We start from the raw sequence: 22,915 nt of genomic DNA on the forward strand, positions 1-22,915 counted from the left end.
GCTCAGCCGACCTGCGGGTCGGCTGCCACGCGCTTGCGAGGCACCGGCTGCAGTGCCAGCAAAAAGCCGAAGAACGCCAACAGCAAGTAGCTGAACAGCTGCCAACGCATTGCGTGCGGCCAAAGGGCGAGCGAAATCAAGAAGGCTAGCGAGACAGCCAGCACAGCGAGCAGCAATTGCCCACTGCGCCGCGTCCATAGCGCCGACCAGGCGCACTGCCTGACCAGCAAAAGGGCCTGCAATAAAGCGGCGACCAACGTCACGCCGACCATCTGCGGCACCAGCGTACGCGCAATCTCTTCTATCAAAAGCGACGCCAGCCCAACTTGCGACAGCCCCGGCAGCACAAGAAAGTGCAATACCCAGATGCCGCCCACCCAAAGGGTTTGCAGCAGCACCCAGGCATTCTCTACGCCATCACGCGTAGCAGCCGGCTCAGATGTGGCGAACTTCGACAATCTCGTACTCGATCAGACCGCTGGGGGTATTGACCGCCACCACGTCACCCTCTTCCTTGCCGATCAGGGCACGGGCGATGGGGGAACCGACGGAAATCTTGCCCTGCTTGATGTCTGCTTCGTCTTCACCAACGATCCGGTAGGAAACGCTTTCATCAGTCTCGACGTTGGCGATTTCTACCGTGGTGCCGAAAATCACCTTGCCGGTATGGGCGATAGTGGTGACATCGATGACCACCGCATTCTGCAGGCGCCCCTCGATATCACGAACACGCGCTTCCACCATACCCTGCTGCTCGCGGGCAGCATGGTATTCGGCGTTCTCTTTCAGGTCACCGAGCTCGCGCGCTTCGCCGATGTCCTGGCTGAGCTTGGGCCGAACCACCTTGGTCAGGTGGGCCAGCTCTTCTTCGAGGGCGCGCGCGCCCTCGACGGTCATGGGGTACTTGTTCATGCCTGAATTCCTGCATGCAGATCCTGCAGACGGCGCACGGTCTTCTCGGGACCAAACTTGAGCGCCTCACAGACCGCCTGCCCCGCCGCGATGGTGGTGGTGCAGTAGATCTTGTGCTGCAGAGCGTTACGACGAATGGAGTAAGAGTCAGCGATGGACTGACGGCCTTCAGTGGTGTTGATGATCAGCGTGACTTCGTCATTCTTGATCATGTCGACCACGTGCGGACGACCCTCGGTTACCTTGTTCACGCGGCGCACTGGCAGGCCAGCAGCCTCGATCACTTTGGCAGTGCCGGCAGTGGCAACCACTTCGAAGCCCAGCACGACCAGATCGCGAGCGACCTGGATGGCTTCCGGCTTGTCGTCTTCGCGCACACTGATGAAGGCAACGCCGGCGTTCGGCAGGATCTCGCTGGCCCCCATCTGCGCCTTGGCGAAGGCTTCGCCGAAAGTGTCGCCCACGCCCATCACTTCACCGGTGGACTTCATCTCTGGGCCGAGGATTGGGTCAACACCGGGGAACTTGTTGAACGGGAACACCGCTTCCTTGACGCTGAAGAACGGCGGAATGATTTCCTTGGTGAAGCCAAGCTCGGTCAACGTCTTGCCAGCCATCACGCGGGCAGCGACTTTGGCCAGCGACTCGCCGATGCACTTGGACACGAACGGCACGGTACGAGAGGCACGCGGGTTGACCTCGATGACGTAGATGTCCTCGCCCTGCACGGCCATCTGCACGTTCATCAGACCGACCACACCGAGCTCCAGAGCCATCTTCTTGACCTGGTCGCGGATCTCGTCCTGGATGTGCGCTGGCAGCGAGTACGGCGGCAGCGAACAGGCGGAGTCACCGGAGTGCACGCCAGCCTGTTCGATGTGCTGCATAATCGCGCCAATCACCACGACTTCGCCGTCGCTCACCGCATCGATATCGACTTCGATGGCGCAATTGAGGAAGCGGTCGAGCAGTACCGGGCTGTCGTTGGAGACCTTCACCGCTTCGCGCATGTAGCGCTTGAGCTCTTCTTCCTGGTAGACGATTTCCATCGCGCGGCCGCCCAGTACATAGGACGGGCGCACTACCATCGGATAACCGATGCTCTTCGATAATGTCAGCGCTTCTTCTTCGCTGCGCGCGGTGGCGTTGGCAGGCTGACGCAGGCCGAGGCGCTGCACCATCTGCTGGAAACGCTCACGGTCTTCGGCGCGATCAATGGCGTCCGGGCTGGTACCGATGATCGGCACGCCAGCCTCTTCCAGGGCGCGGCACAGCTTCAGCGGCGTCTGGCCACCGTACTGGACGATTACGCCCTTGGGCTGCTCGACGCGGACGATTTCCAGCACGTCCTCCAGGGTCACCGGTTCGAAGTACAGGCGATCGGAGGTATCGTAGTCGGTGGAGACGGTTTCCGGGTTGCAGTTGACCATGATGGTCTCGTACCCGTCTTCACGCATGGCCAGTGCGGCGTGTACGCAGCAGTAGTCGAACTCGATGCCCTGTCCGATGCGGTTCGGGCCACCACCAAGAATCATGATCTTGTCACGGCTGCTCGGATTGGCCTCGCACTCTTCCTCGTAGGTCGAGTACATGTAAGCGGTATCGGTGGCGAACTCGGCGGCGCAGGTGTCGACGCGCTTGTAGACTGGCAGCACCTTCAGCTTGTGGCGATGGCTGCGCAGGTTCTTCTCAGTGACACCCAGCAGTGTGGCCAGGCGTGCATCGGAGAAGCCTTTGCGCTTGAGGCTGAACATCAGGTCGCGGTCAATACTGGCAAGACCCAGGGTCTGGACGCGCTGCTCGTCCTTGATCAGATCTTCGATCTGCACCAAGAACCACTCATCAATGTTGGTAAGCGCGAACACTTCCTCGACCGTCTTACCGGCACGGAAAGCATCGCCCACGTACCAGATACGATCAGCGCCCGGCACGATCAGCTCGCGCTTGAGAGTGCTTTCCACTTCAGGGTCGGCCGGATCCAGCTTCGGATCGAAGCCAGCCACGCCAACTTCCAGACCGCGCAGGGCTTTCTGCAGGGATTCCTGAAATGTACGGCCGATGGCCATGACTTCACCGACGGACTTCATCTGGGTGGTCAGGCGAGCATCGGCCTTAGGGAATTTCTCGAAGGCGAAACGCGGGATCTTGGTCACCACGTAGTCGATCGCCGGCTCGAACGAGGCCGGGGTGCGACCACCGGTGATGTCGTTGCTCAGTTCGTCGAGGGTGTAACCAACGGCCAGCTTGGCGGCAATCTTGGCGATCGGGAAGCCGGTGGCTTTGGAAGCCAGCGCCGAGGAACGCGATACGCGCGGGTTCATCTCGATGACGACCATGCGACCGGTATTCGGGCAGATGCCGAACTGCACGTTAGAACCGCCGGTTTCCACGCCGATCTCACGCAGCACCGCCAGGGAGGCGTTACGCAGGATCTGGTATTCCTTGTCGGTCAGGGTCTGAGCCGGTGCGACGGTGATCGAGTCACCGGTGTGCACGCCCATCGGGTCGAAATTTTCGATGGCGCAAACGATGATGCAGTTGTCCTTCTTGTCGCGGACCACCTCCATCTCGTATTCCTTCCAGCCGATCAGCGATTCGTCGATCAGCAGCTCGCTGGTCGGCGACAAATCCAGACCACGGGTGCAGATTTCTTCGAACTCTTCACGGTTGTAGGCGATGCCACCACCGGTGCCACCCATAGTGAAGCTCGGACGGATGATGCACGGGAAGCCAACCTTCTCGAGCACGCCGTAGGCTTCTTCCATGCTGTGGGCGATACCCGATACCGGGCAGGCCAGGCCGATATCTTTCATCGCCTTGTCGAAGCGCGAGCGGTCTTCGGCCTTGTCGATGGTGTCGGCATTGGCACCGATCATTTCGACTCCGAATTTCTCCAGAATGCCGTGGCGCTCCAGATCCAGCGCACAGTTCAGCGCAGTCTGGCCACCCATGGTCGGCAGCAGCGCGTCCGGGCGCTCCTTCTCGATGATCTTGGCCACGGTGGCCCACTTGATCGGCTCGATGTAGGTAGCGTCGGCCATGGCCGGGTCGGTCATGATGGTCGCTGGGTTGGAGTTCACCAGGATGACGCGGAAACCTTCCTCACGCAGGGCCTTGCAGGCCTGGGCACCGGAATAGTCGAACTCGCACGCCTGGCCGATGACGATGGGGCCGGCGCCGAGGATCAGGATACTTTTGATGTCTGTACGTTTTGGCATTTTATCTCTCTCGAATCCGTAGGTCAGTCAGCGGGCTTAGCGGCGCTTGGCCATGGCTTCGATGAAGCGGTCGAACAGCGGGGCGACATCATTCGGGCCCGGGCTGGCTTCGGGGTGGCCCTGGAAGCTGAAGGCGTCCTTGTCGGTACGCTCGATGCCCTGCAGGGTGCCGTCGAACAGCGACTTGTGGATCGGCCGCAGATTGCTCGGCAGGCTGTTCTCGTCCACGGCAAAACCGTGGTTCTGGCTGGTGATCATCACCACGCCGGTATCCAGGTCCTGCACCGGGTGGTTGGCACCGTGGTGGCCATGGCCCATTTTCAGGGTCTTGGCGCCGGAGGCCAGAGCCAGCAGTTGGTGACCAAGGCAGATGCCAAATACCGGGATGTCGGTCTCCAGAACGTCCTTGATCGCGGCAATGGCGTAATCGCACGGTTCGGGGTCGCCAGGGCCGTTGGACAGGAACACGCCGTCGGGGTTGAGCGCCAGCACGTCGCTGGCCGGGGTTTGCGCCGGAACTACGGTCAGGCGGCAGCCACGCTCGACCAGCATGCGCAGGATGTTCAGCTTGACGCCATAGTCGTAGGCAACGACGTGATAAGGCAGCTCGCTAGCGGCGATTTCCGGGTGGCTGTCGTCTTTCAGATTCCACACACTGGAGCGCCACTCGTAAGGCTCGGAGCAGCTCACCACTTTGGCCAGATCCATGCCCTTCAGGCCTGGGAAGCCGCGCGCCAACTCGAGGGCTTTTTCCTCGGTGGCGTCGGCGCCAACCAGGATGCAGCCGTTCTGCGAGCCTTTCTCGCGCAGAATGCGCGTCAGGCGACGAGTATCGATACCGGCGATGGCGACGGTGCCGTTTTCCTTGAGGTAATCAGGCAGCGACTGCTTGTTACGCCAGTTGCTGGCAATCAGCGGCAGATCACGAATGATCAGGCCCGCAGCCCAAACGCGATCCGACTCGGCATCTTCCGGCGTGGTACCGGTGTTGCCGATATGTGGATAGGTCAGGGTAACGATCTGCTGGGCATAAGACGGATCGGTAAGAATTTCCTGATAGCCGGTCATGGCGGTGTTGAACACCACCTCCCCGACAGTTTGGCCGTCGGCCCCGATGGCCTCGCCGCGAAAAATGCTGCCGTCAGCAAGGGCGAGTATGGCTGGCTTACTCAAGAAGACCTCCCGTAGATCGTGGAGCAAACGCAGATTGTAAAAAAGCGGGATGACGTGTGAAGGTCATCCCGCTTTTTTGATTGATTCATTCTGCGCAACTTTTAGTGGACACACTAAAGCGAAAAGCTTACAGGAAAAGCCTGTTTTTCGAAAGGCATGTGAGGGCAAAAATCTGAAATTGAAGCGACATTGATCGATCAAAGCCCATCAGCGCGCCTTACAAGACAGCCCGACGCATCGAAAATAGCGCATGGAAGCAGTCAGGCACGTACCGAAAAATGCCGGGAGCGCCAGCGAACGCCCCGGCCTCAGCTTTACTTCAGACCCAACACATCCTGCATGTCATACAGACCGGCCGGGCGCTCGCGCAGCCAGGAAGCAGCCCGAACGGCGCCTTTGGCAAAGGTCATGCGGCTGGACGCCTTGTGGGTGATTTCCACGCGCTCACCATCGGCGGCGAACAGCACGGTGTGATCGCCTACAACATCGCCTGCGCGCACAGTGGCGAAGCCAATGGTTTCCCGAGCACGCGCACCGGTTTGGCCTTCGCGGCCGTAGACCGCGACCTTTTCCAGATCACGCCCCAGCGCATTGGCCACCACTTCGCCCATGCGTAGCGCAGTGCCCGACGGCGCATCGACCTTGTGCCGGTGATGAGCTTCGAGCACTTCGATATCCACATCGTCACCCAATACGCGCGCGGCGGTATCGAGCAGCTTCAAGCACAGATTGACACCCACACTGAAGTTGGCGGCGAAGACGATCGGAATTTCTTTGCCAGCCTCGACCAGCAGCTGCTTCTCGGCAGCACTGAAGCCGGTGGTGCCGATCACCATGGCCTTGCCGGCGCGACGGCATATCTGCAGGTTTTCGAGCGTCACCGATGGATGGGTGAAGTCGATCAGCACGTCGAATTGATCGAGCGCGCTTTCGATATTGCCGCCCAGCGCTACGCCCAGCTTGCCAACCCCAGCGAGCTCACCGGCGTCGGCGCCGATCAGCGTGCTTTCCGGGCGCGCCAGCGCGGCACCGAGAGTCGTGCCGTCAGCCTGATGAATCGCTTCGATCAGATTCTTGCCCATGCGCCCCGCGGCGCCCGTGACTGCAATACGCATATGCATAACTCCAAAGCAAAAACGGCAGGCAGCCGGCGGATGCCAGCTGCCTGCCGTGGATTATCGCGTTAAAGGTCGCCGAAGAAGCGCTTCACGCCCTCGAACCAGCCATTGGCCTTGGGCGAGTTGGAGCTGTTGCCCGCCAGGGACTGACGAAATTCCTCGAGCAGCTCGCGCTGACGACGATCCAGGTTGACCGGAGTTTCCACCGCCACCTTGCACATCAGGTCGCCCGCACCACCGCCACGCACAGGGGCAACGCCCTTGCCGCGCAGACGGAACAGCTTGCCGGTCTGGGTGCCCTCCGGAATCTTCAGTTTCACCCGACCGTCGAGGGTCGGCACTTCCAACTCGCCGCCCAGCGCTGCATCGGCGAAGCTGATCGGTACCTCGCAGTACAGATGCTTGCCATCGCGCTGGAAGATCGCGTGCTCACGCACATTGACCACCACATACAGATCGCCAGCCGGGCCGCCCATGGAGCCCGCCTCGCCTTCGCCGGACAGACGAATGCGGTCACCGGTGTCGACGCCAGCCGGCACTTTCACGGACAGCGTCTTGTGCTCTTCGACACGGCCGTGGCCGTGGCAGGAGCCGCAAGGGTCGGTGATCATCTTGCCGCTGCCGTGGCAGCGCGGGCAGGTCTGCTGCACCGAGAAGAAGCCCTGCTGCATGCGCACCTGACCGATACCACCACAGGTGGTACAGGTGACGGGGCTGGTACCTTTCTTGGCGCCGGAACCTTCGCAGGTCTTGCAGTTGACCAGAGTCGGTACGCGAATGGTCACCGTAGTGCCACGCACCGCCTCTTCGAGGTCCAGCTCGAGGGTGTAGCGCAGGTCGCTGCCGCGCTGTGCACCGCCGCGCTGGCCGCCACGTTGGCCACCGAAGAAATCGCTGAACACATCCCCAAAGATGTCGGAGAAGTTCGCACCGCCACCGCCAAAACCGCCACCGCCGCCCATTTGCGGGTCAACGCCGGCATGACCGTACTGATCGTAGGCGCTGCGCTTGCCCGCATCGGACAGCACTTCGTAGGCCTCGTTGGCTTCCTTGAAGGCGTCTTCAGCGGCTTTGTCGCCAGGATTGCGATCGGGGTGGTGCTTCATCGCCAGGCGACGATAAGCCTTTTTCAGCTCCGCCTCGCTGGCACCGCGCTCGACCCCGAGCACTTCGTAGTAGTCACGTTTAGACATGGGTTTCTAACACTCTCAAAATTCGTACCGTCCAGACACGCCAACGCGGGAGCAAGCCCCCGCGCGGCGGATCGCCCTATCGCACAGCAGTGCGGCAGGGCGTAAACACAGGCAAGCTGGGGCTTACTTGTTGTCCTTGACTTCCTCGAACTCGGCGTCGACCACATCGTCGGCAGAGCCCTTGGTATCGCCAGCATCCGCCGCACCAGCGCCAGCAGCACCTGGCTGCGGCTGTTCGGCGTACATTTTCTGCGCCAGCGGAGTGGTAGCCTCGGACAACGCATTCATCTTCGCTTCGATGGCAGCCTTGTCGTCGCCTTTAACAGCAACTTCCAGCTCGCCCAACGCAGCTTCGATGGCGGTTTTCTCTTCCGCGGTGGCCTTATCGCCAGCCTCGGTGAGCATCTTGCGAGTTGCGTGCACCAGTTGGTCACCCTGGTTGCGAGCAGTGGCGAGTTCTTCGAACTTGCGATCTTCCTCGGCGTTGGCCTCGGCATCACGCACCATGCGCTCGATTTCGTCATCGGACAGACCGGAGTTGGCCTTGATCACGATGGACTGAGTCTTACCGGTGGCTTTGTCTTTCGCACTGACGTGCAGGATGCCGTTGGCGTCGATATCGAAGGTCACTTCGATCTGCGGCACGCCACGCGGAGCCGGCGGAATCTCGGCCAGGTCGAACTTACCCAGAGACTTGTTCTGGCCTGCCTGCTTACGCTCACCCTGCAGCACGTGAATGGTCACCGCGCCCTGGTTGTCGTCCGCGGTCGAGAACACCTGCGACTTCTTGGTCGGGATGGTGGTGTTCTTCTCGATCAGCGGAGTCATCACGCCGCCCATGGTTTCAATACCCAGGGTCAGCGGAGAAACGTCGAGCAGCAGTACGTCCTTGACGTCGCCAGCCAGTACCGCGCCCTGAATGGCAGCGCCCATGGCAACGGCTTCGTCCGGGTTGACGTCTTTGCGAGCTTCTTTACCGAAGAACTCAGTAACCAGCTTCTGCACCAACGGCATACGAGTCTGACCACCGACCAGGATCACGTCGTTGATCGAACCGACGTCGATGCCGGCGTCTTTCAATGCGATGCGGCATGGCTCGATGGTGCGCTGAACCAGGTCTTCAACCAGCGATTCCAGCTTGGCGCGGGAGATCTTCACATTCAGGTGCTTAGGACCGGTGGCGTCTGCAGTGATGTACGGCAGGTTGACGTCGGTCTGCTGGCTCGAGGACAGCTCAATCTTGGCCTTCTCAGCAGCTTCCTTCAGGCGCTGCATGGCCAGCGGGTCACCCTTGAGGTTCATGCCGCTTTCTTTCTTGAATTCGTCGACGAGGTAGTCGATCAGACGGATGTCGAAGTCTTCACCACCGAGGAAGGTGTCGCCGTTGGTGGCCAGTACTTCGAACTGGTGCTCGCCGTCAACCTCGGCAATTTCGATTACCGAAACGTCGAAAGTACCGCCGCCCAGGTCATAAACGATCACGGTGTGATCGCCCTTGGCCTTGTCCATACCGTAAGCCAGTGCAGCTGCGGTCGGCTCGTTGATGATGCGCTTGACGTCCAGACCGGCGATGCGGCCGGCGTCTTTGGTGGCCTGACGCTGGCTGTCGTTGAAGTAGGCCGGCACGGTGATGACCGCTTCGGTAACCGCTTCGCCGAGGTAGTCTTCAGCGGTCTTCTTCATCTTCTTGAGGATTTCAGCCGAGATCTGCGGCGGTGCCATCTTTTGGCCGTTCACTTCAACCCAGGCGTCACCATTATCAGCCTTGGCGATTTTGTACGGGACCATCTGGATGTCTTTCTGCACGACTTCTTCGTCGAAACGACGGCCGATCAGACGCTTAACCGCGTACAGGGTGTTGTGCGGGTTGGTCACGGCCTGACGCTTGGCGGACTGGCCAACCAGAATCTCACCATCGTTGGCGTAAGCGATGATCGACGGTGTAGTACGCGCGCCTTCGGCGTTTTCGATGACTTTAACGTTGCCGTTTTCAAGAATGGAGACGCAGGAGTTGGTGGTCCCCAGGTCGATACCGATAATTTTGCCCATTTCACTCTCCCGAAACTTTGATGTATCCGCAGCGTTGTCGTGACCGCTGCGGTAGCACTAATACGCTTGACTTAATAAATGGGGGCTCGCCCGCCGATTTCAAGCCTGCTCGTCGATGGACGGCGGCGTTTCGGCTGGCGCCTTGCTGACCACGACCATAGCCGGGCGCAGCAGACGACCGTTGAGCATGTAGCCCTTCTGGAACACCTTGAGCACGCTGTTCGGCTCGACGTTGGTGCTCTCTTGTAGAGCCATGGCCTGATGGTGCTCAGGGTTGAACGGCGCACCATGCGGATCGATGGCTTCCAGCTGGTGGCGCTTGAGGGTGTCGAGCAGCAACTTGAGCGTCAGCTCCATACCCTCACGCACCGCCTTGATTGCGTCGTCATCAGCGCTCGACAGCTCGAGCCCACGCTCCAGGCTGTCGACCACTGGCAGCAGGTCGTTGGCAAACTTCTCGAGAGCGAACTTGTGCGCCTTCTCGACATCCTGCTCAGCGCGACGGCGCACGTTCTGCAGATCGGCAGCCATGCGCAGCGACTGATCCTGCGCAGCCGCCAGTTGCTCTTCCAGCGTTTGCACGCGAGCAGCCATGTCTTCGTTCAGCGCAGCATCGTTTTCTTGCGCGTCGGAAGTCTGCGGGTCCAGGTTCTGTTCGTCAGCCATGCATTTCTCCTCTAAATGAATCGACGAGCCTCAACTCGCGCGTCTGCCGGCTATATAAGGACGATTTGTAGGGTTTCAAGGGGCGAGCACACTTTCGCAGTCACTCGCGCAGCAGTATTGCCAGCGGAGCAAATACCACTGTATAAATAACCAGACAAACCTTGAGAGGCCTCGCCATGCTGGTGCACCTGTCCGTCCACAATTACGCCATCGTCGAACATCTGGATCTGGAACTGGATCGAGGCATGAGCGTTATCAGCGGCGAGACCGGCGCCGGCAAATCGATCATGCTCGACGCACTGGGCCTTACCTTGGGCGACCGAGCCGACAGCGGCGTGGTGCGCCCCGGCGCCGACAAGGCCGATATCCTTGCCAGCTTCGACCTGGGCGATATCCCGGAGGCCCACAACTGGCTCGCCGAGCGCGACCTGGATAACGACGGCCCTTGCATCTTGCGCCGCGTGATTACCGCTGAAGGTCGCTCGCGCGGCTACATCAATGGCACGCCCTGCCCGCTTGGCGACCTCAAGGCGCTGGGCGAGCTGCTGATCGACATTCACAGCCAGCATGAACACCAGTCGCTGCTCAAAACCGACACTCACCGCCGCCTGCTTGACGAATACGCAGGCGTTCAGGAACTGGCTCGTCAGGTACAACTGGCTGCGCAGCGCTGGAAACAGACCCGTAGCGAACTGGAGCGCGTGACCTCCCAGGGCGACGAGCAACGCGCCCGCCACCAGTTGCTTAGCTACCAGCTGGAAGAGCTCGAGAATCTCGGTCTGGGCGATAACGAGCTGGAGCAGCTGGAGCAGGACCACAAGGCCCTGACCAACGCCGAAAGCCTGGTGAGCGCCTGCCGCCAGGTGATCGACCAGTGCAGCGAAAGCGACGCTGGTAACGTGCTGTCGGTGCTGACTGCCAGCCTCAATCGCCTCAGCGCCCTGCAGGGCCAGCCCGGCGCACTCAACGAAGCGACCAACCTGCTGGCCAGCGCCCAGATTCAGATCGAAGAAGCGGTCGGCGAGCTCAATCGTTTTCTCGACCACTTCGATGCCGACCCGCAGCGCCAGCAACAACTCGAAGAGCGCCTCGACACCATCTACACCCTGGCGCGTAAACACCGCATCCATCCCAGCGAACTGCCCGCCATGCAGCAACAGCTGTTCGACGAACTCGAAAGCCTCAATGCTGATGACCAGGCCGCCGAACGCCTGGGCCAAGAGCTGGCCGCTTATGGTCGCCACTATCAGGAAAAAGCGACCGAGCTCAGCACCAAACGGCAGAAAGCCGCGGGCAAGCTGGGCAAGGCGGTAGAAAAGGAAATGCAGACGCTGGGCATGCCTGGCGGGCGTTTCAGCATTCAACTGCAGAACTACGAAGGCAGTGAGCCGAATACCACTGGCCTGGAGCAGGTCGAGTTTCTGGTCAGCGCCAACCCTGGTCAGCCAATCAAAGCGCTAGCCAAGGTCGCTTCGGGCGGCGAGCTGTCGCGTATCAGCCTGGCGATACAGGTCATCACCGCACAGACCTCACGCGTACCGACGCTGGTGTTCGACGAAGTGGATGTCGGCATTGGCGGCCCCACGGCGGAAGTGGTCGGCCAACTACTGCGCCGCCTTGGTGACCGTGGGCAGGTGCTTACTGTGACTCACCTACCCCAGGTTGCCGCACAAGGTCACCAGCACCTGTTCGTGCACAAGGTGCGCGGCAGCAACGCCACGCGTACAGCCGTCAGCAAGCTCGACGAAACGCAGCGCGTCGAGGAAGTGGCTCGCATGCTCGGCGGCATCGACTTGACCGACGAATCACTGGCTCACGCGCGCAAACTGGTCAGCAATGCGCAGAGCTGAGCAGACGAATCGAAGCCTGCAAAAACTGCAGGCATGAAAAAGGCGACCTAGGTCGCCTTTTTCAATCAAACGATGCGCTTATTGCTTGGCAGCATTGCGGCGCACGTAGAGCACCAGATTGTGATCCACCAGCTCGAAACCGTGCTCGCGAACGATTTCTTTCTGGCGCTTTTCAATTTCGGCGTCGAAGAATTCGATCACGTCGCCGGTGTCAACACACACCATATGATCGTGATGGCCACCGTCCGCCAATTCGAACACGGCATGGCCGCCATCGAAGTTGTGACGCACCACCAGGCCAGCCGCCTCGAACTGGGTAAGAACCCGGTAAACAGTGGCCAGACCGACATCTTCACCCGCATCCATCAGCGACTTGTAGACATCTTCTGCACTCATGTGACGCTGCTCGGCAGAGTCCAGCATCTGCAGGATTTTGACCCGTGGCAGGGTTACTTTCAGGCCAGCTTTTCGCAGTTCGCTATTTTCAACCATGGTCTGCTTTCTCGCGGAAGCGCTTCGCAGCTTCCCTTATTGCGGGTATGATCGGGGTTTACGTTGCCCAGCCAAGATAGTGGAAGACGCCCACCGATGCAAAAAACCAGACTCCTGCTGACCAGCCTCACCTTCATGGGGCTCATCGCACTCGCCGGTTGCTCATTCCCCGGGGTTTATAAAATCGACATCCAACAGGGCAATGTCGTCACGCAGGACATGATAGACCAGTTGAGGCCTGGAATGACCCGACGCCAAGTGCGGTTTATCATGGGCAACCCACTGCTGACCGACACCTTCCACGCCAATCGCTGGGATTACCTGTACAGCATGCAGGCTGGCGGCAGCCCGCGTCAGCAGGAGCGGGTCAGCCTGATCTTCAGCGGCGACGACCAACTCGTCAGCCTGTCTGGCGACTTCATGCCGGGCACCAGCCGTGATGATGCGATCCTAGGTCGTGACGGCGCCCCGCAAAGCGCTCCGAGCCAGAAACAGGAAGAGCCAGCCGCTCCAGGCTCGCTGCTTGAGCAGATCCAGCGCGACGTCGACAACGTCGAAGCCGTACCGGTACCGACTCCGGAACCGCTGGAAACCTCGCCTCAGTAATGAGTGAAGCGCAATAAAAAGCCCCGGCCAATGTCGGGGCTTTTTATTGCGTTTAATCCTAAACGATGTCCCCACTGACTAAGCGCCAGATAGCGCCGCCTTTCTCGCCCGCTCGGCTGCCTGCGCGGCACGCCGCTTGCGTACCTCCTTGGGGTCGGCGAGCAATGGCCGATAGATCTCCACACGATCACCATTCTCGAGCGCTTGCAGATCCGGCTCGGCCACGACCTTTCCAAACAATCCCAGCGGCGCGGCGGCCAGATCTAACCCGGCAAAATGCGCCTGCAACCCTGACTGCAGAGCAGCCTGACGCACTGTTGTTCCAGCGGGTAGTTGCAGCGTTACCAGCATCTGCCTGTCGGGCGCGGCAAACACCACCTCAACGGATAGCTCGTTATTGGCCATGGAGCTCTTTGGCCCGCTGGCAAAACGCATCGACCATGGTATTGGCCGCCTGATTGAACAGAGGACCCAGGGTCGCGCGCACGATCGACCCAGCGTAATCGAAGGTCAGATCCAGACTGATCTTGCAGGCCTTATCGCCTAGCGCCTTGAACGTCCATTGACCGTGCAGATGCTCGAACGGACCATCTTGCAGATTCAGCTCGATCGACTGCCCGGGCACCAGTCCATTGCGGGTGGTAAAGCGCTGGCTCAACCCGGCCTTGGCCACCTCCAGGCTGGCGATCATATGCGTGTTGCTGACCTCGAGGATCTCACTCGACGCACACCAGGGCAGAAACTCAGGGTAACGCTCAACGTCGTTGACCAGCTCGTAAAGAGCCTGCGCGGGGTACGGCAGCAAGGCCGAGCGTTGAATGTGAGTGCTCATAACGATTGGGTTTCCACGGTTGGCGACATCGCAGCAGCGCGATGTCACGGGGCGACGCCCTTTAACAACAGACATCAACCAGAAGACAGGTATCCCGATATTGTCAGGGATTCGACTTGAGGGCTCAAGCGCACCGCTGCCGCAGCGCTTTTAGCGTGCGCATGCATGGCGCACCGCCAACAGACTCCCTATAATGCCGCGCCTATGGCTAAACAAAAGAAACATCCGCAAGGCACCATCGCCCAGAACAAGAAGGCGATGCACGACTATTTCGTGGAGTCGCGCTTCGAGGCCGGCCTGGCCCTGGCCGGCTGGGAAGTGAAGAGTCTGCGCGCCGGCAAAGCCCAACTGGTCGACAGCTACGTTCTACTCAAGGACGACGAAGCCTGGTTGATGGGCTGCCACATCACGCCGCTGAAAACCGCCAGCACCCACGTCATCGCCGACCCGACGCGCACGCGCAAGCTGCTGCTCAACAAACGCGAGCTGGAAAAGCTGTTTGGTTCTGTACAACAGAAAGGCTATACCTGCGTGGCGCTTTCGCTGTACTGGAAGCAGCACCTGGTGAAGTGCGAAATCGCCCTGGCCAAGGGCAAGAAGGATTTCGACAAGCGCCATACCGAGAAAGAGCGCGACGCTGATCGCGAAGTGCAGCGCGCCATGCGCAGCAAGGGTAAGGACGAGTAACTGCAGTTCAATCTCGATCTGCAGTACCTCCGCCGCCCTTCCCCTCAGCAATTCCATCTGCAAGCACGCAAACCGGCAAAAGCTTATTTAAAGTCCTTGCCGACGCTGTGCCCGTTGTTCGCGCATTTCCTGCTGCACTACATCGGCCAAGACTTCCTGCACGTAGTCGATGTGCTGATTCGACAGCCTTCGCGCATCCTCGGCACGCCCCTCCATGATCGCCTCGAACAGCGCGCGATGCTGTGCATTGAGCATGCTGCGGGTTTCACCGCGCAGGGCGTACATGCCGCCGATATTGGTGACCACGTTGCGTTTGAGCAGGTCGAACAGCCCGCGAATGGTGTGCAGCAGCACCGCATTGTGGCTGGCCTCGGCAATAGCCAGGTGGAAGCTGGCGTCCGCAACGCCCTCTTCGGCTCGGGTCACCTCGGCGGCGCGCCCGTAACAATCCTGCAAACGCTCGAAAGCTTCGCTCAGGCGCTGCCGATCCACATCGGTTGCCCGCAACGCGGCGTAATAGGCGCAGGAGCCTTCCAGAGTATGGCGAAACTCAAGCAGGTCGCGCTGAGCGTCGGCGCTGCTTTCCAGCAACTGCATCAGCGGGTCGCTGAATGTCGACCCAAGGTTCTCACAGACATAAGTACCGCCGCCCTGGCGACTGCTCAGCAACCCCTTGGCAGCAAGCTTCTGGATGGCTTCACGCAGCGAAGGTCGCGAGACGCCGAACTGCTCGGCCAGCTGCCGCTCGGCAGGCAGCCGCTCACCCGCCTTCAGAGTGCCTTCGAGGATCATCGCCTCCAGGCGAGCGACGATATCGTCTGACAAGCGCCTTTGTCGCAGCGGACCAAAATTCATTACCTCAACACCCCAACTCACCACGAAAACGAGGCTGGATCGCCTGTTCGCCGCAAATCCGTGCAGCCTACCCAGTGACCTCTACCGCCACAAGCACGACGCAGCACAGAACAACGTGCGACCAAAGTCGCAACGGCACAAATTGACGCACCCACCGAAAAGAAATTATTCTTGCTCTCGCCACCTGTAAATTGGTCTTACCAATAATAACAACCCGTTCGCACATTGCTCCTGCCTTCGGTACAGCACCAGCAACTTGCGGTCAGGCGATACCAACAACAATCAGCGAGCCTCCCCCATGCAAACTTGGCAACAGCTCTACACACCGCTCGGCAGCCTCGGACTGTCCGCATTTGCAGCAGTGATTCCAATCGTCTTCTTCTTTCTCGCCCTGGCGGTGTTTCGCCTCAAGGGTCATGTCGCTGGCAGCATTACCCTGGCGCTGTCGGTGATCATCGCCATTGCCGCCTTCGGCATGCCGGTGGACATGGCGCTGGCTGCAGCCGGTTACGGCTTCGCCTATGGCCTGTGGCCGATTGCCTGGATCATCGTCGCGGCGGTGTTCCTGTACAAACTGACGGTCAAGAGCGGTCAGTTCGAAGTCATCCGCAGTTCGGTGCTGTCGATCACCGATGACCAGCGCCTGCAGGTACTGCTGATCGGCTTCTCGTTCGGCGCCTTTCTCGAAGGTGCCGCGGGCTTCGGCGCTCCAGTCGCCATCACCGCCGCGCTGCTGGTTGGGCTGGGTTTCAATCCGCTTTATGCCGCAGGCCTGTGCCTGATCGCCAACACCGCCCCCGTTGCCTTCGGCGCCCTGGGCATCCCAATCATCGTCGCAGGCCAGGTCACCGGCATCGACGCTTTCAAGATCGGCGCCATGACTGGCCGCCAACTGCCGCTGCTGTCGGTGATCGTGCCGTTCTGGCTGGTTGCGATGATGGACGGCTGGAGAGGCATCAAGGAAACCTGGCCGGCTGCCCTGGTCGCTGGCGTGAGCTTCGCCATAACCCAGTATTACACCTCCAACTACATCGGCCCGGAACTGCCGGACATCACCTCAGCCCTGGTCAGCCTGGTGTGCCTGACGCTGTTCCTCAAGGCCTGGCAGCCCAAGCGGGCCGCAGCAAGCCAGGTCGCGGGTGTTTCCGGCGGCACAGCGGTAGCCGGCAGCTTCGGCGGCGTACGCAGCACCACGCCTTCGCCTTACAGCCTCGGGCAGATCCTCAAGGCCTGGTCGCCGTTCCTGATTCTCACTGCCATGGTCACCATCTGGACGCTGAAACCCTTCAAGGCCCTGTTCGCGCAAGGCGGCGTGCTGGATAGCCTGGTGTTCATGCTGCCGATTCCGCATCTGGACCAATTGGTGGTAAAGGTCGCGCCCATCGTCGCCAACCCCACGCCGATTGCAGCGGTATTCAAACTCGACCCGATCTCGGCGACCGGTACCGCGATTTTCCTGTCGGCCGTCCTGTCGATGTTGGTATTGAAGATCAATTTCATAACTGGTCTTACCACTCTAAGAGAGACATTCTACGAATTGCGCTGGCCGATTCTGTCCATCGGCATGGTGCTGGCGTTCGCCTTCGTCACCAACTACTCGGGCATGTCGACCACCATGGCACTGGTACTGGCCGGCACTGGCGCAGCCTTCCCGTTCTTCTCGCCGTTCCTCGGCTGGCTGGGCGTGTTTCTGACTGGCTCGGATACCTCGTCCAACGCCCTGTTCGGCTCGCTGCAGGCGACCACGGCGCACCAGATCGGCGTCAGCGACACCCTGCTGGTAGCGGCCAACACTAGCGGCGGCGTGACCGGCAAGATGATCTCGCCGCAATCGATCGCTGTGGCGTGCGCCGCCACCGGCATGGTCGGCAAGGAGTCCGACCTGTTCCGCTTCACCCTCAAGCACAGCCTGATCTTCGCCACCTTCGTCGGTGTGATCACGCTGGTTCAAGCTTACTGGCTGACCGGCATGCTGGTGCATTAATTATCGAGCAGCTGCGCGTCGGCCCTGCCAGCTCGCAAGAACGCTGCAGGTTAATTGCGAACGCAGCGCCCTGACCCGAGGCGTGCTACACACCCAAAGCCCGCGACACTGTCCGGGCTTTGTCGCTGCCGCGCTGTGAAGCGCGTTAGACCAGACACGGAATAGAGCCCATGATCATTTCTGCCTCCACCGATTACCGCGCCGCCGCCCAGCGTCGCCTGCCGCCGTTCCTGTTTCACTACATCGATGGCGGCGCTTATGCCGAGTACACCCTCAAGCGCAACGTCGAAGACCTGGCCAGCATCGCCCTGCGCCAGCGCGTGCTGAAGAATATGGCCGAGCTGAGTCTGGAAACCCAGCTGTTCGGTGAAACCCTTTCGATGCCGGTGGCCTTGGCGCCGGTCGGCCTGACCGGCATGTACGCGCGCCGCGGCGAAGTGCAGGCGGCCAGGGCGGCGGCAGACAAGGGCATCCCCTTCACGCTGTCGACCGTTTCGGTCTGCCCGATCGAGGAGGTTGCGCCGGCGATCAGCCGCCCCATGTGGTTCCAGCTGTATGTACTCAAAGACCGCGGCTTCATGAAGAACGCTTTGGAGCGTGCCAAGGCTGCGGGGGTGACCACGCTAGTGTTCACCGTCGACATGCCGACACCCGGCGCCCGCTACCGTGACGCCCACTCCGGCATGAGTGGCCCCAACGCCGCTATGCGTCGCATGCTGCAGGCCTTTACGCATCCGGCATGGGCCTGGGACGTAGGCCTGATGGGCAAACCTCACGACCTAGGCAACATCTCCACTTACCGCGGTAATCCGACCGGGCTGGCTGACTACATCGGCTGGCTGGGCGCCAACTTCGACCCGTCGATTTCCTGGAAGGATCTGGAGTGGATTCGCGAATACTGGGACGGCCCGATGGTGATCAAGGGCATTCTCGACCCTGAGGACGCACGTGATGCGGTCAAGTTCGGTGCCGACGGTATCGTTGTCTCCAACCACGGCGGTCGTCAGCTCGACGGCGTGCTGTCCAGCGCCCGCGCGCTGCCGGCCATCGCTGATGCGGTAAAAGGCGACCTGAAGATTCTCGCCGACTCGGGCATCCGCAACGGACTCGACGTGGTACGCATGATAGCCCTGGGCGCCGACACGGTGATGCTCGGCCGCGCTTTCGTCTATGCCCTGGCCGCGGCCGGCGGCGCGGGCGTGAGCAATCTGCTGAGTCTGATCGAGAAGGAAATGCGCGTCGCCATGGTGCTTACCGGCGCCCGCTCCATCGCCGAGATCAGTACCGACTCACTCGTTCGGGAGCTCTGAGATGATCAGCCGCGACACCTTGCTCAAACAACTGCGCGATGCCGTGGGCCGTGACCATGTGCTCACCGACGGGCAAAGCACCCGGCGCTTTCGCAAGGGCCACCGCACCGGCGAAGGCAACGTGCTGGCCGTGGTACGCCCCGGCACGCTACTGGAACAATGGCGTGTGCTCGAAGCAGCCGTGGCCGCCGACCGCATCGTCATCATGCAGGCAGCCAACACCGGTCTGACCGGCGGCTCGACGCCGGACGGCAAAGACTACGACCGCGAGATCGTGCTGATCAACACCCTGCGCATCACCGGTGTGCAGCTGATCAACGATGGCGAACAAGTGGTCTGCCTGCCCGGCGCCACACTCGACCGCCTTGAGCAAGACCTGGCACCACTGGGCCGCGAGCCGCACTCGGTGATTGGCTCATCCTGCATCGGCGCCTCGGTGCTCGGTGGCGTGTGCAACAACTCCGGCGGATCGCTGGTACGCCGCGGGCCGGCTTACACCGAACTGGCACTCTACGCACAGGTAACGGAAGACGGCTCCCTGGAGCTAGTCAACCACCTGGGTATCGACCTGGGCAACAGCCCGGAAGAAATCCTCACCCGCCTGCAACGCGGCGACTACAGTCCGTACCAGGTCAGCAATGAGGCGGGCGGTAAGGCTTCGGACCAGCGCTATGGCGAGCACGTGCGTGATGTCGACGCAGACACCCCAGCGCGCTTCAACGCCGACCCATCCCGGCTGTTCGAAGCCTCCGGCTCGGCCGGCAAGCTGTGCCTGTTCGCCGTGCGCCTGGACACCTTCCCAAAGGAACCGAGTACCGTCTTCTACGTAGGTACCAACGCGGCCGACGACCTCACCGAAGTGCGCCGCCACCTGCTTAATCACCTGCCAAGCCTGCCGATTGCCGGTGAGTACATTCACCGCACCGCGTTCGATATCGGCGAGAAGTATGGCAAGGATACCTTTTTGCTGATCGACCGCTTCGGCACCGCGAGGGTGCCTGGCGCCTTCGCCATGAAGAGCCGTGTCGATGGCTTCTTCGAGCGTTTTGGCCTGCGCGGAATCAGCGATCGCATCATTCAGTTGGCCATGAACCTGCTGCCCAGCCACTTGCCGCCACGCATGCGCGAGTATCGCGAGCGCTTCGAACATCACCTGATGATTCGCGTGGCCAATGACAGCCTGGAAGAAACCCGGCGCTTTCTGAGTGAATACTTCGCGGCTGGTAGCGGTGGCGCGTTTTTCGAATGCGATGCCGACGAAGGTCGCAAGGCTTTCCTGCATCGCTTCGCCATTGCTGGTGCGGCGATTCGCTACCGCGAGGCGCACCGCAGCAGCGTGGAAGATATTCTTGCTCTGGATATCGCCCTGCGCCGCAACGACCGCGACTGGGTGGAAACGCTGCCGGCAGAAATGGAAGAGCAGATCATCCACAAGCTCTATTACGGGCACTTTTTCTGCCACGTATTCCACCAAGACTACATCGTCAAAAAGGGCACCGACCCCATCGCCATGGAACACGCCATGTGGAAGCTGCTCGACGAACGCCGCGCCGAGTACCCGGCTGAGCACAACGTCGGTCACCTTTATGTAGCCAAGCCGGCGCTGGCAGGCTTCTACCGCGAGCTGGACCCGACCAATGCCTTCAACCCGGGCATTGGCCACACCTCGAAGAAAAAACACTGGGAAGAGTGCTGCGGCGGGCACTGAGGTGTCGGCCATCATGCTGCGGCCGCATCGTGCTTTCTGCCACGCAAAGAAGAAAGGGGAAACCTCTCGGCCTCCCCTTTCGTAGATGTCCTGTGCTGGCAATTCTGTCGCCGCTTTCGTCGCCCGCCTGGTTGGGCAGTGCGGACCCGGGTGCCGTGACGACCTGGTAAGGTCGGTGGCGCCAGCTCTCCTGATTGGGCGAGCCGGGTGGACGTATCGTCCGGGCCGTGAAACTGAGGTAAAGATTACGCCCGCAGCCACGACAAAAGATTGCTAAGATTGCTAACCCACAACTCAATTGCGCAATTATTCATTAATAAATAAAAATTCACAGCAATCAGACAACCAAACCAATCAATCATGAACAAACTCGATCGCTATGACCTGAACATTCTCGCCGAATTACAGCGCGATGCGACCCTGTCCAATCAGGAGCTGGCAGAGCGCATCGGCCTGTCGCCCTCGCCCTGCTCGCGCCGCGTCAAGCAGCTCGAAGATGATGGCTATATCACCGGTCAGGTCGCGCTGCTCGACCGCCGCCAGCTCGGCCTCACCCTGACCGCCTATGTGCTGATCGGCATGGACCGACACACGCCAGAGCGCTTCGAGCATTTCCAGGAAGAGATTCGCAAATGCCCTGAGGTGCTGGAATGCTGCCTGGTCACCGGGATGGACGCCGATTACCAGCTCAAGGTCGTGGTGCCGGACATGGACCATTACCAGAAGCTGCTGCTCGGCACCCTGACCCGCATAGACGGCGTTTCCAGCGTGCGCTCGAGCTTCGTGCTGCAGCAGATTCTCTCCAGCACACAGCTGCCCTTGCAGCACCTGCGCGGCTGAAACCATACGACCATTAGGCGGCTACGCATGCCAGCCAACAAACCTGTAATATCCACACGTTTGCTGTGCCTTGCCGCCCTTATTTTCAGGCGGCAACTGATGGATCGCCGTTGAGGTCAGGATGGAACCTGAGGTTTTCGAAGAGCTGATGATGACCCTGCTGGTCGGCGGCCTAGTGCTGTTCATGGCCTTCATCGTCTGGGATCTGGCGAAAAAATCACGCGCCGGCCGTTTCGGCACCTTCATCCTGTTTTTCGCGCTGGGCCTCGGCGTACTCGGTTTCCTTATCAAGAGCCTGGTCATCGCCGGCCTCGAAGGCGCTTGAACTCAATAACTAGAATCGCGGCACCTGCCGTACTGCCCTGTCTGCTGCCCCATGGAGAAACACATGAACGCCACCGATCGCGTCATGCAGAGTTACGGACGCTGCTGTGCCAGCCCTGCCTTTTTCGATGATTTCTACCGGCATTTCCTCGCCAGCTCGCCGGCCGTGCGCGAGAAATTCGTCAATACCGATATGGCTGCGCAAAAGCTGCTGCTGCGCCAGGGCATTCTCAACCTGGTGATGCACGCACGCGGCATGCCGGACACCAAGCTACGTGCGTTGGGCTGTACCCATGCACGCACAGCCATGGACATCCGCCCCGAGCTGTATGACCTGTGGCTGGAAGCGCTGCTCAAGACCATCGTAGAGCACGACAAGCAGGCCGACGCAGCCACCCTGCAAGGCTGGCGCGAAGTACTGGTCAAGGGCATCAGCGTGATCAAGGCGGGCTACAACGCCTGAAACGGATGGGGCCAGGCCTGCTTACTTGAGGCTCGGCGGCAGGTCGCGCCACTCCCCCGGCTGCAAGCCATCCAGGGACCAAGGACCGATGCGCACCCGCACCAGACGCAGCGTCGGCAAGCCGACTGCCGCCGTCATGCGCCGCACCTGGCGGTTGCGGCCTTCGCGAATCACCAATTCCAGCCAACTGGTGGGCACGCTCTTGCGAAAGCGCACCGGCGGGTTGCGTGGCCACAGTTCGGGCTCGCTCAGTTGCCGCACCTCGGCGGGCAGCGTCGGCCCATCGTTGAGCTGCAAGCCATCACGCAGCTGCTGCAACTGCTCCGCACTCGGCTCCCCCTCCACCTGCACCCAATAGGTCTTGGCCAGCTTGTGCTTGGGGTCGGCGATCTTCGCCTGCAGTTGCCCGTCATTGGTGAGCAGCAGCAAGCCTTCGCTGTCGCGATCGAGGCGCCCGGCAGGATATACGCCTGGCACCGCGACGAAATCCTTGAGCGTGGCGCGACCCTGATCATCATTGAACTGGGTCAGCACATCGAACGGCTTGTTCAGCACGATCAGACGCGGCTCGGCAGGCGGAGCCTTGGCCACACGATAGGGATGCGGTGCGGGGCGTTTGGGTCGGGACATGCAGC

The 22,915-nt window shown here is 60.7% G+C and carries 22 protein-coding genes; 9 read left to right on the forward strand and 13 right to left on the reverse strand.

Annotated elements, in window-relative coordinates:
- Window positions 1–2: 2 nt before the first annotated feature.
- The 8 genes from BUC40_RS01695 to grpE all read right to left on the reverse strand — a co-directional run bounded on the left by BUC40_RS01695 (window position 3) and on the right by grpE (window position 10,329).
- Window positions 3–458, reverse strand: coding sequence for a DUF4149 domain-containing protein (locus BUC40_RS01695; protein WP_073261991.1), 456 nt, complete (start codon window positions 456–458; stop codon window positions 3–5).
- Entirely contained in the window at window positions 436–912 is a 477-nt protein-coding gene (greA, locus tag BUC40_RS01700) for a transcription elongation factor GreA (RefSeq protein WP_073261993.1), read from the reverse strand. The genes BUC40_RS01695 and greA overlap by 23 nt, the downstream gene beginning before the upstream one ends.
- Window positions 909–4,130 (reverse strand): carbamoyl-phosphate synthase large subunit, encoded by a 3,222-nt coding sequence (gene carB / locus BUC40_RS01705; RefSeq protein ID WP_073261995.1) that lies wholly within the window; start codon window positions 4,128–4,130, stop codon window positions 909–911. The genes greA and carB overlap by 4 nt, the downstream gene beginning before the upstream one ends.
- 36 nt (window positions 4,131–4,166) lie before the next feature.
- Window positions 4,167–5,303, reverse strand: coding sequence for a glutamine-hydrolyzing carbamoyl-phosphate synthase small subunit (gene carA, locus BUC40_RS01710; RefSeq protein ID WP_073261997.1), 1,137 nt, complete (start codon window positions 5,301–5,303; stop codon window positions 4,167–4,169).
- A 314-nt stretch (window positions 5,304–5,617) separates the two neighbouring features.
- Window positions 5,618–6,418, reverse strand: a complete 801-nt coding sequence (gene dapB, locus BUC40_RS01715) for a 4-hydroxy-tetrahydrodipicolinate reductase (RefSeq protein ID WP_073262000.1) — start codon at window positions 6,416–6,418, stop codon at window positions 5,618–5,620.
- Window positions 6,419–6,486: 68 nt separating this feature from the next.
- A complete protein-coding gene (gene dnaJ, locus BUC40_RS01720; RefSeq protein WP_073262002.1) occupies window positions 6,487–7,614 on the reverse strand; it encodes a molecular chaperone DnaJ in 1,128 nt (375 codons plus the stop codon).
- Window positions 7,615–7,737: 123 nt separating this feature from the next.
- Window positions 7,738–9,663 (reverse strand): molecular chaperone DnaK, encoded by a 1,926-nt coding sequence (gene dnaK, locus BUC40_RS01725; protein WP_073262004.1) that lies wholly within the window; start codon window positions 9,661–9,663, stop codon window positions 7,738–7,740.
- Between the two features lie 99 nt (window positions 9,664–9,762).
- Entirely contained in the window at window positions 9,763–10,329 is a 567-nt protein-coding gene (grpE, locus tag BUC40_RS01730) for a nucleotide exchange factor GrpE (protein ID WP_073262006.1), read from the reverse strand.
- A 176-nt stretch (window positions 10,330–10,505) separates the two neighbouring features.
- Between grpE and recN the strand changes: the two genes are divergently transcribed.
- Window positions 10,506–12,179, forward strand: coding sequence for a DNA repair protein RecN (gene recN / locus BUC40_RS01735; protein ID WP_073262008.1), 1,674 nt, complete (start codon window positions 10,506–10,508; stop codon window positions 12,177–12,179).
- A 78-nt stretch (window positions 12,180–12,257) separates the two neighbouring features.
- Here the strand turns inward: recN and fur are convergent, their stop codons facing one another.
- Window positions 12,258–12,671, reverse strand: a complete 414-nt coding sequence (gene fur / locus BUC40_RS01740) for a ferric iron uptake transcriptional regulator (protein ID WP_073262010.1) — start codon at window positions 12,669–12,671, stop codon at window positions 12,258–12,260.
- 96 nt (window positions 12,672–12,767) lie between these two features.
- On the opposite strand from fur, the gene BUC40_RS01745 reads away from it, so the two are divergent.
- A complete protein-coding gene (locus tag BUC40_RS01745; RefSeq protein WP_073262012.1) occupies window positions 12,768–13,277 on the forward strand; it encodes an outer membrane protein assembly factor BamE in 510 nt (169 codons plus the stop codon).
- A 78-nt stretch (window positions 13,278–13,355) separates the two neighbouring features.
- On the opposite strand, the gene BUC40_RS01750 is transcribed toward BUC40_RS01745, so the two are convergent.
- Window positions 13,356–13,682: an RnfH family protein gene (locus tag BUC40_RS01750; protein WP_073262014.1), complete on the reverse strand. Its 327-nt coding sequence runs from the start codon at window positions 13,680–13,682 to the stop codon at window positions 13,356–13,358.
- Window positions 13,672–14,109, reverse strand: coding sequence for a type II toxin-antitoxin system RatA family toxin (locus BUC40_RS01755; RefSeq protein WP_073262016.1), 438 nt, complete (start codon window positions 14,107–14,109; stop codon window positions 13,672–13,674). The genes BUC40_RS01750 and BUC40_RS01755 overlap by 11 nt, the downstream gene beginning before the upstream one ends.
- Before the next feature lie 204 nt (window positions 14,110–14,313).
- Here BUC40_RS01755 and smpB point away from each other — a divergent pair, with 204 nt between their 5' ends.
- The gene (gene smpB, locus BUC40_RS01760) at window positions 14,314–14,796 is read left to right on the forward strand and encodes an SsrA-binding protein SmpB (RefSeq protein WP_073262018.1); all 483 of its coding nucleotides are present in this window, start codon (window positions 14,314–14,316) and stop codon (window positions 14,794–14,796) included.
- A gap of 87 nt (window positions 14,797–14,883) precedes the next feature.
- Here smpB and BUC40_RS01765 read toward each other — a convergent pair whose 3' ends face one another.
- A complete protein-coding gene (locus BUC40_RS01765; RefSeq protein WP_073262020.1) occupies window positions 14,884–15,651 on the reverse strand; it encodes a GntR family transcriptional regulator in 768 nt (255 codons plus the stop codon).
- A 298-nt stretch (window positions 15,652–15,949) separates the two neighbouring features.
- On the opposite strand from BUC40_RS01765, the gene BUC40_RS01770 reads away from it, so the two are divergent.
- From BUC40_RS01770 to BUC40_RS01795, 6 genes are all read left to right on the forward strand, one after another.
- Complete coding sequence (locus tag BUC40_RS01770) at window positions 15,950–17,635, forward strand: lactate permease LctP family transporter (protein WP_073262022.1); 1,686 nt, start codon at window positions 15,950–15,952, stop codon at window positions 17,633–17,635.
- Window positions 17,636–17,805: 170 nt separating this feature from the next.
- The gene (gene lldD / locus BUC40_RS01775) at window positions 17,806–18,945 is read left to right on the forward strand and encodes an FMN-dependent L-lactate dehydrogenase LldD (protein WP_073262024.1); all 1,140 of its coding nucleotides are present in this window, start codon (window positions 17,806–17,808) and stop codon (window positions 18,943–18,945) included.
- Window position 18,946: 1 nt separating this feature from the next.
- Window positions 18,947–20,653 (forward strand): D-lactate dehydrogenase, encoded by a 1,707-nt coding sequence (dld, locus tag BUC40_RS01780; RefSeq protein ID WP_073262026.1) that lies wholly within the window; start codon window positions 18,947–18,949, stop codon window positions 20,651–20,653.
- Window positions 20,654–21,013: 360 nt separating this feature from the next.
- Window positions 21,014–21,493 (forward strand): Lrp/AsnC family transcriptional regulator, encoded by a 480-nt coding sequence (locus BUC40_RS01785; protein ID WP_073262028.1) that lies wholly within the window; start codon window positions 21,014–21,016, stop codon window positions 21,491–21,493.
- A gap of 121 nt (window positions 21,494–21,614) precedes the next feature.
- Window positions 21,615–21,818 carry a DUF2788 domain-containing protein gene (locus BUC40_RS01790; protein WP_073262030.1) on the forward strand — a complete coding sequence of 68 codons (204 nt, stop codon included), beginning with the start codon at window positions 21,615–21,617 and terminating at the stop codon, window positions 21,816–21,818.
- 63 nt (window positions 21,819–21,881) lie between these two features.
- Window positions 21,882–22,280 (forward strand): globin, encoded by a 399-nt coding sequence (locus tag BUC40_RS01795; protein WP_073262032.1) that lies wholly within the window; start codon window positions 21,882–21,884, stop codon window positions 22,278–22,280.
- Window positions 22,281–22,301: 21 nt separating this feature from the next.
- Here the strand turns inward: BUC40_RS01795 and BUC40_RS01800 are convergent, their stop codons facing one another.
- A complete protein-coding gene (locus BUC40_RS01800) occupies window positions 22,302–22,910 on the reverse strand; it encodes a pseudouridine synthase (protein WP_073263826.1) in 609 nt (202 codons plus the stop codon).
- Window positions 22,911–22,915: the final 5 nt, after the last annotated feature.

The sequence above is a fragment of the Phytopseudomonas punonensis genome, from assembly GCF_900142655.1.
Taxonomy (GTDB): Bacteria; Pseudomonadota; Gammaproteobacteria; order Pseudomonadales; family Pseudomonadaceae; genus Aquipseudomonas; species Aquipseudomonas punonensis.

Bases quoted from the DNA above. Each gene is read 5' to 3' on its own strand.
- dld (WP_073262026.1), top strand. From the start codon at position 18,947: ATGATCAGCCGCGACACCTTGCTCAAACAACTGCGCGATGCCGTGGGC.
- BUC40_RS01800 (WP_073263826.1), bottom strand. From the start codon at position 22,910: ATGTCCCGACCCAAACGCCCCGCACCGCATCCCTATCGTGTGGCCAAG.
- BUC40_RS01755 (WP_073262016.1), bottom strand. From the start codon at position 14,109: ATGAGCACTCACATTCAACGCTCGGCCTTGCTGCCGTACCCCGCGCAG.
- carB (WP_073261995.1), bottom strand. From the start codon at position 4,130: ATGCCAAAACGTACAGACATCAAAAGTATCCTGATCCTCGGCGCCGGC.
- dnaK (WP_073262004.1), bottom strand. From the start codon at position 9,663: ATGGGCAAAATTATCGGTATCGACCTGGGGACCACCAACTCCTGCGTC.
- recN (WP_073262008.1), top strand. From the start codon at position 10,506: ATGCTGGTGCACCTGTCCGTCCACAATTACGCCATCGTCGAACATCTG.
- BUC40_RS01795 (WP_073262032.1), top strand. From the start codon at position 21,882: ATGAACGCCACCGATCGCGTCATGCAGAGTTACGGACGCTGCTGTGCC.
- BUC40_RS01770 (WP_073262022.1), top strand. From the start codon at position 15,950: ATGCAAACTTGGCAACAGCTCTACACACCGCTCGGCAGCCTCGGACTG.
- lldD (WP_073262024.1), top strand. From the start codon at position 17,806: ATGATCATTTCTGCCTCCACCGATTACCGCGCCGCCGCCCAGCGTCGC.
- BUC40_RS01765 (WP_073262020.1), bottom strand. From the start codon at position 15,651: ATGAATTTTGGTCCGCTGCGACAAAGGCGCTTGTCAGACGATATCGTC.
- smpB (WP_073262018.1), top strand. From the start codon at position 14,314: ATGGCTAAACAAAAGAAACATCCGCAAGGCACCATCGCCCAGAACAAG.
- BUC40_RS01745 (WP_073262012.1), top strand. From the start codon at position 12,768: ATGCAAAAAACCAGACTCCTGCTGACCAGCCTCACCTTCATGGGGCTC.
- BUC40_RS01790 (WP_073262030.1), top strand. From the start codon at position 21,615: ATGGAACCTGAGGTTTTCGAAGAGCTGATGATGACCCTGCTGGTCGGC.
- dapB (WP_073262000.1), bottom strand. From the start codon at position 6,418: ATGCGTATTGCAGTCACGGGCGCCGCGGGGCGCATGGGCAAGAATCTG.
- fur (WP_073262010.1), bottom strand. From the start codon at position 12,671: ATGGTTGAAAATAGCGAACTGCGAAAAGCTGGCCTGAAAGTAACCCTG.
- grpE (WP_073262006.1), bottom strand. From the start codon at position 10,329: ATGGCTGACGAACAGAACCTGGACCCGCAGACTTCCGACGCGCAAGAA.
- greA (WP_073261993.1), bottom strand. From the start codon at position 912: ATGAACAAGTACCCCATGACCGTCGAGGGCGCGCGCGCCCTCGAAGAA.
- dnaJ (WP_073262002.1), bottom strand. From the start codon at position 7,614: ATGTCTAAACGTGACTACTACGAAGTGCTCGGGGTCGAGCGCGGTGCC.
- BUC40_RS01750 (WP_073262014.1), bottom strand. From the start codon at position 13,682: ATGGCCAATAACGAGCTATCCGTTGAGGTGGTGTTTGCCGCGCCCGAC.
- BUC40_RS01785 (WP_073262028.1), top strand. From the start codon at position 21,014: ATGAACAAACTCGATCGCTATGACCTGAACATTCTCGCCGAATTACAG.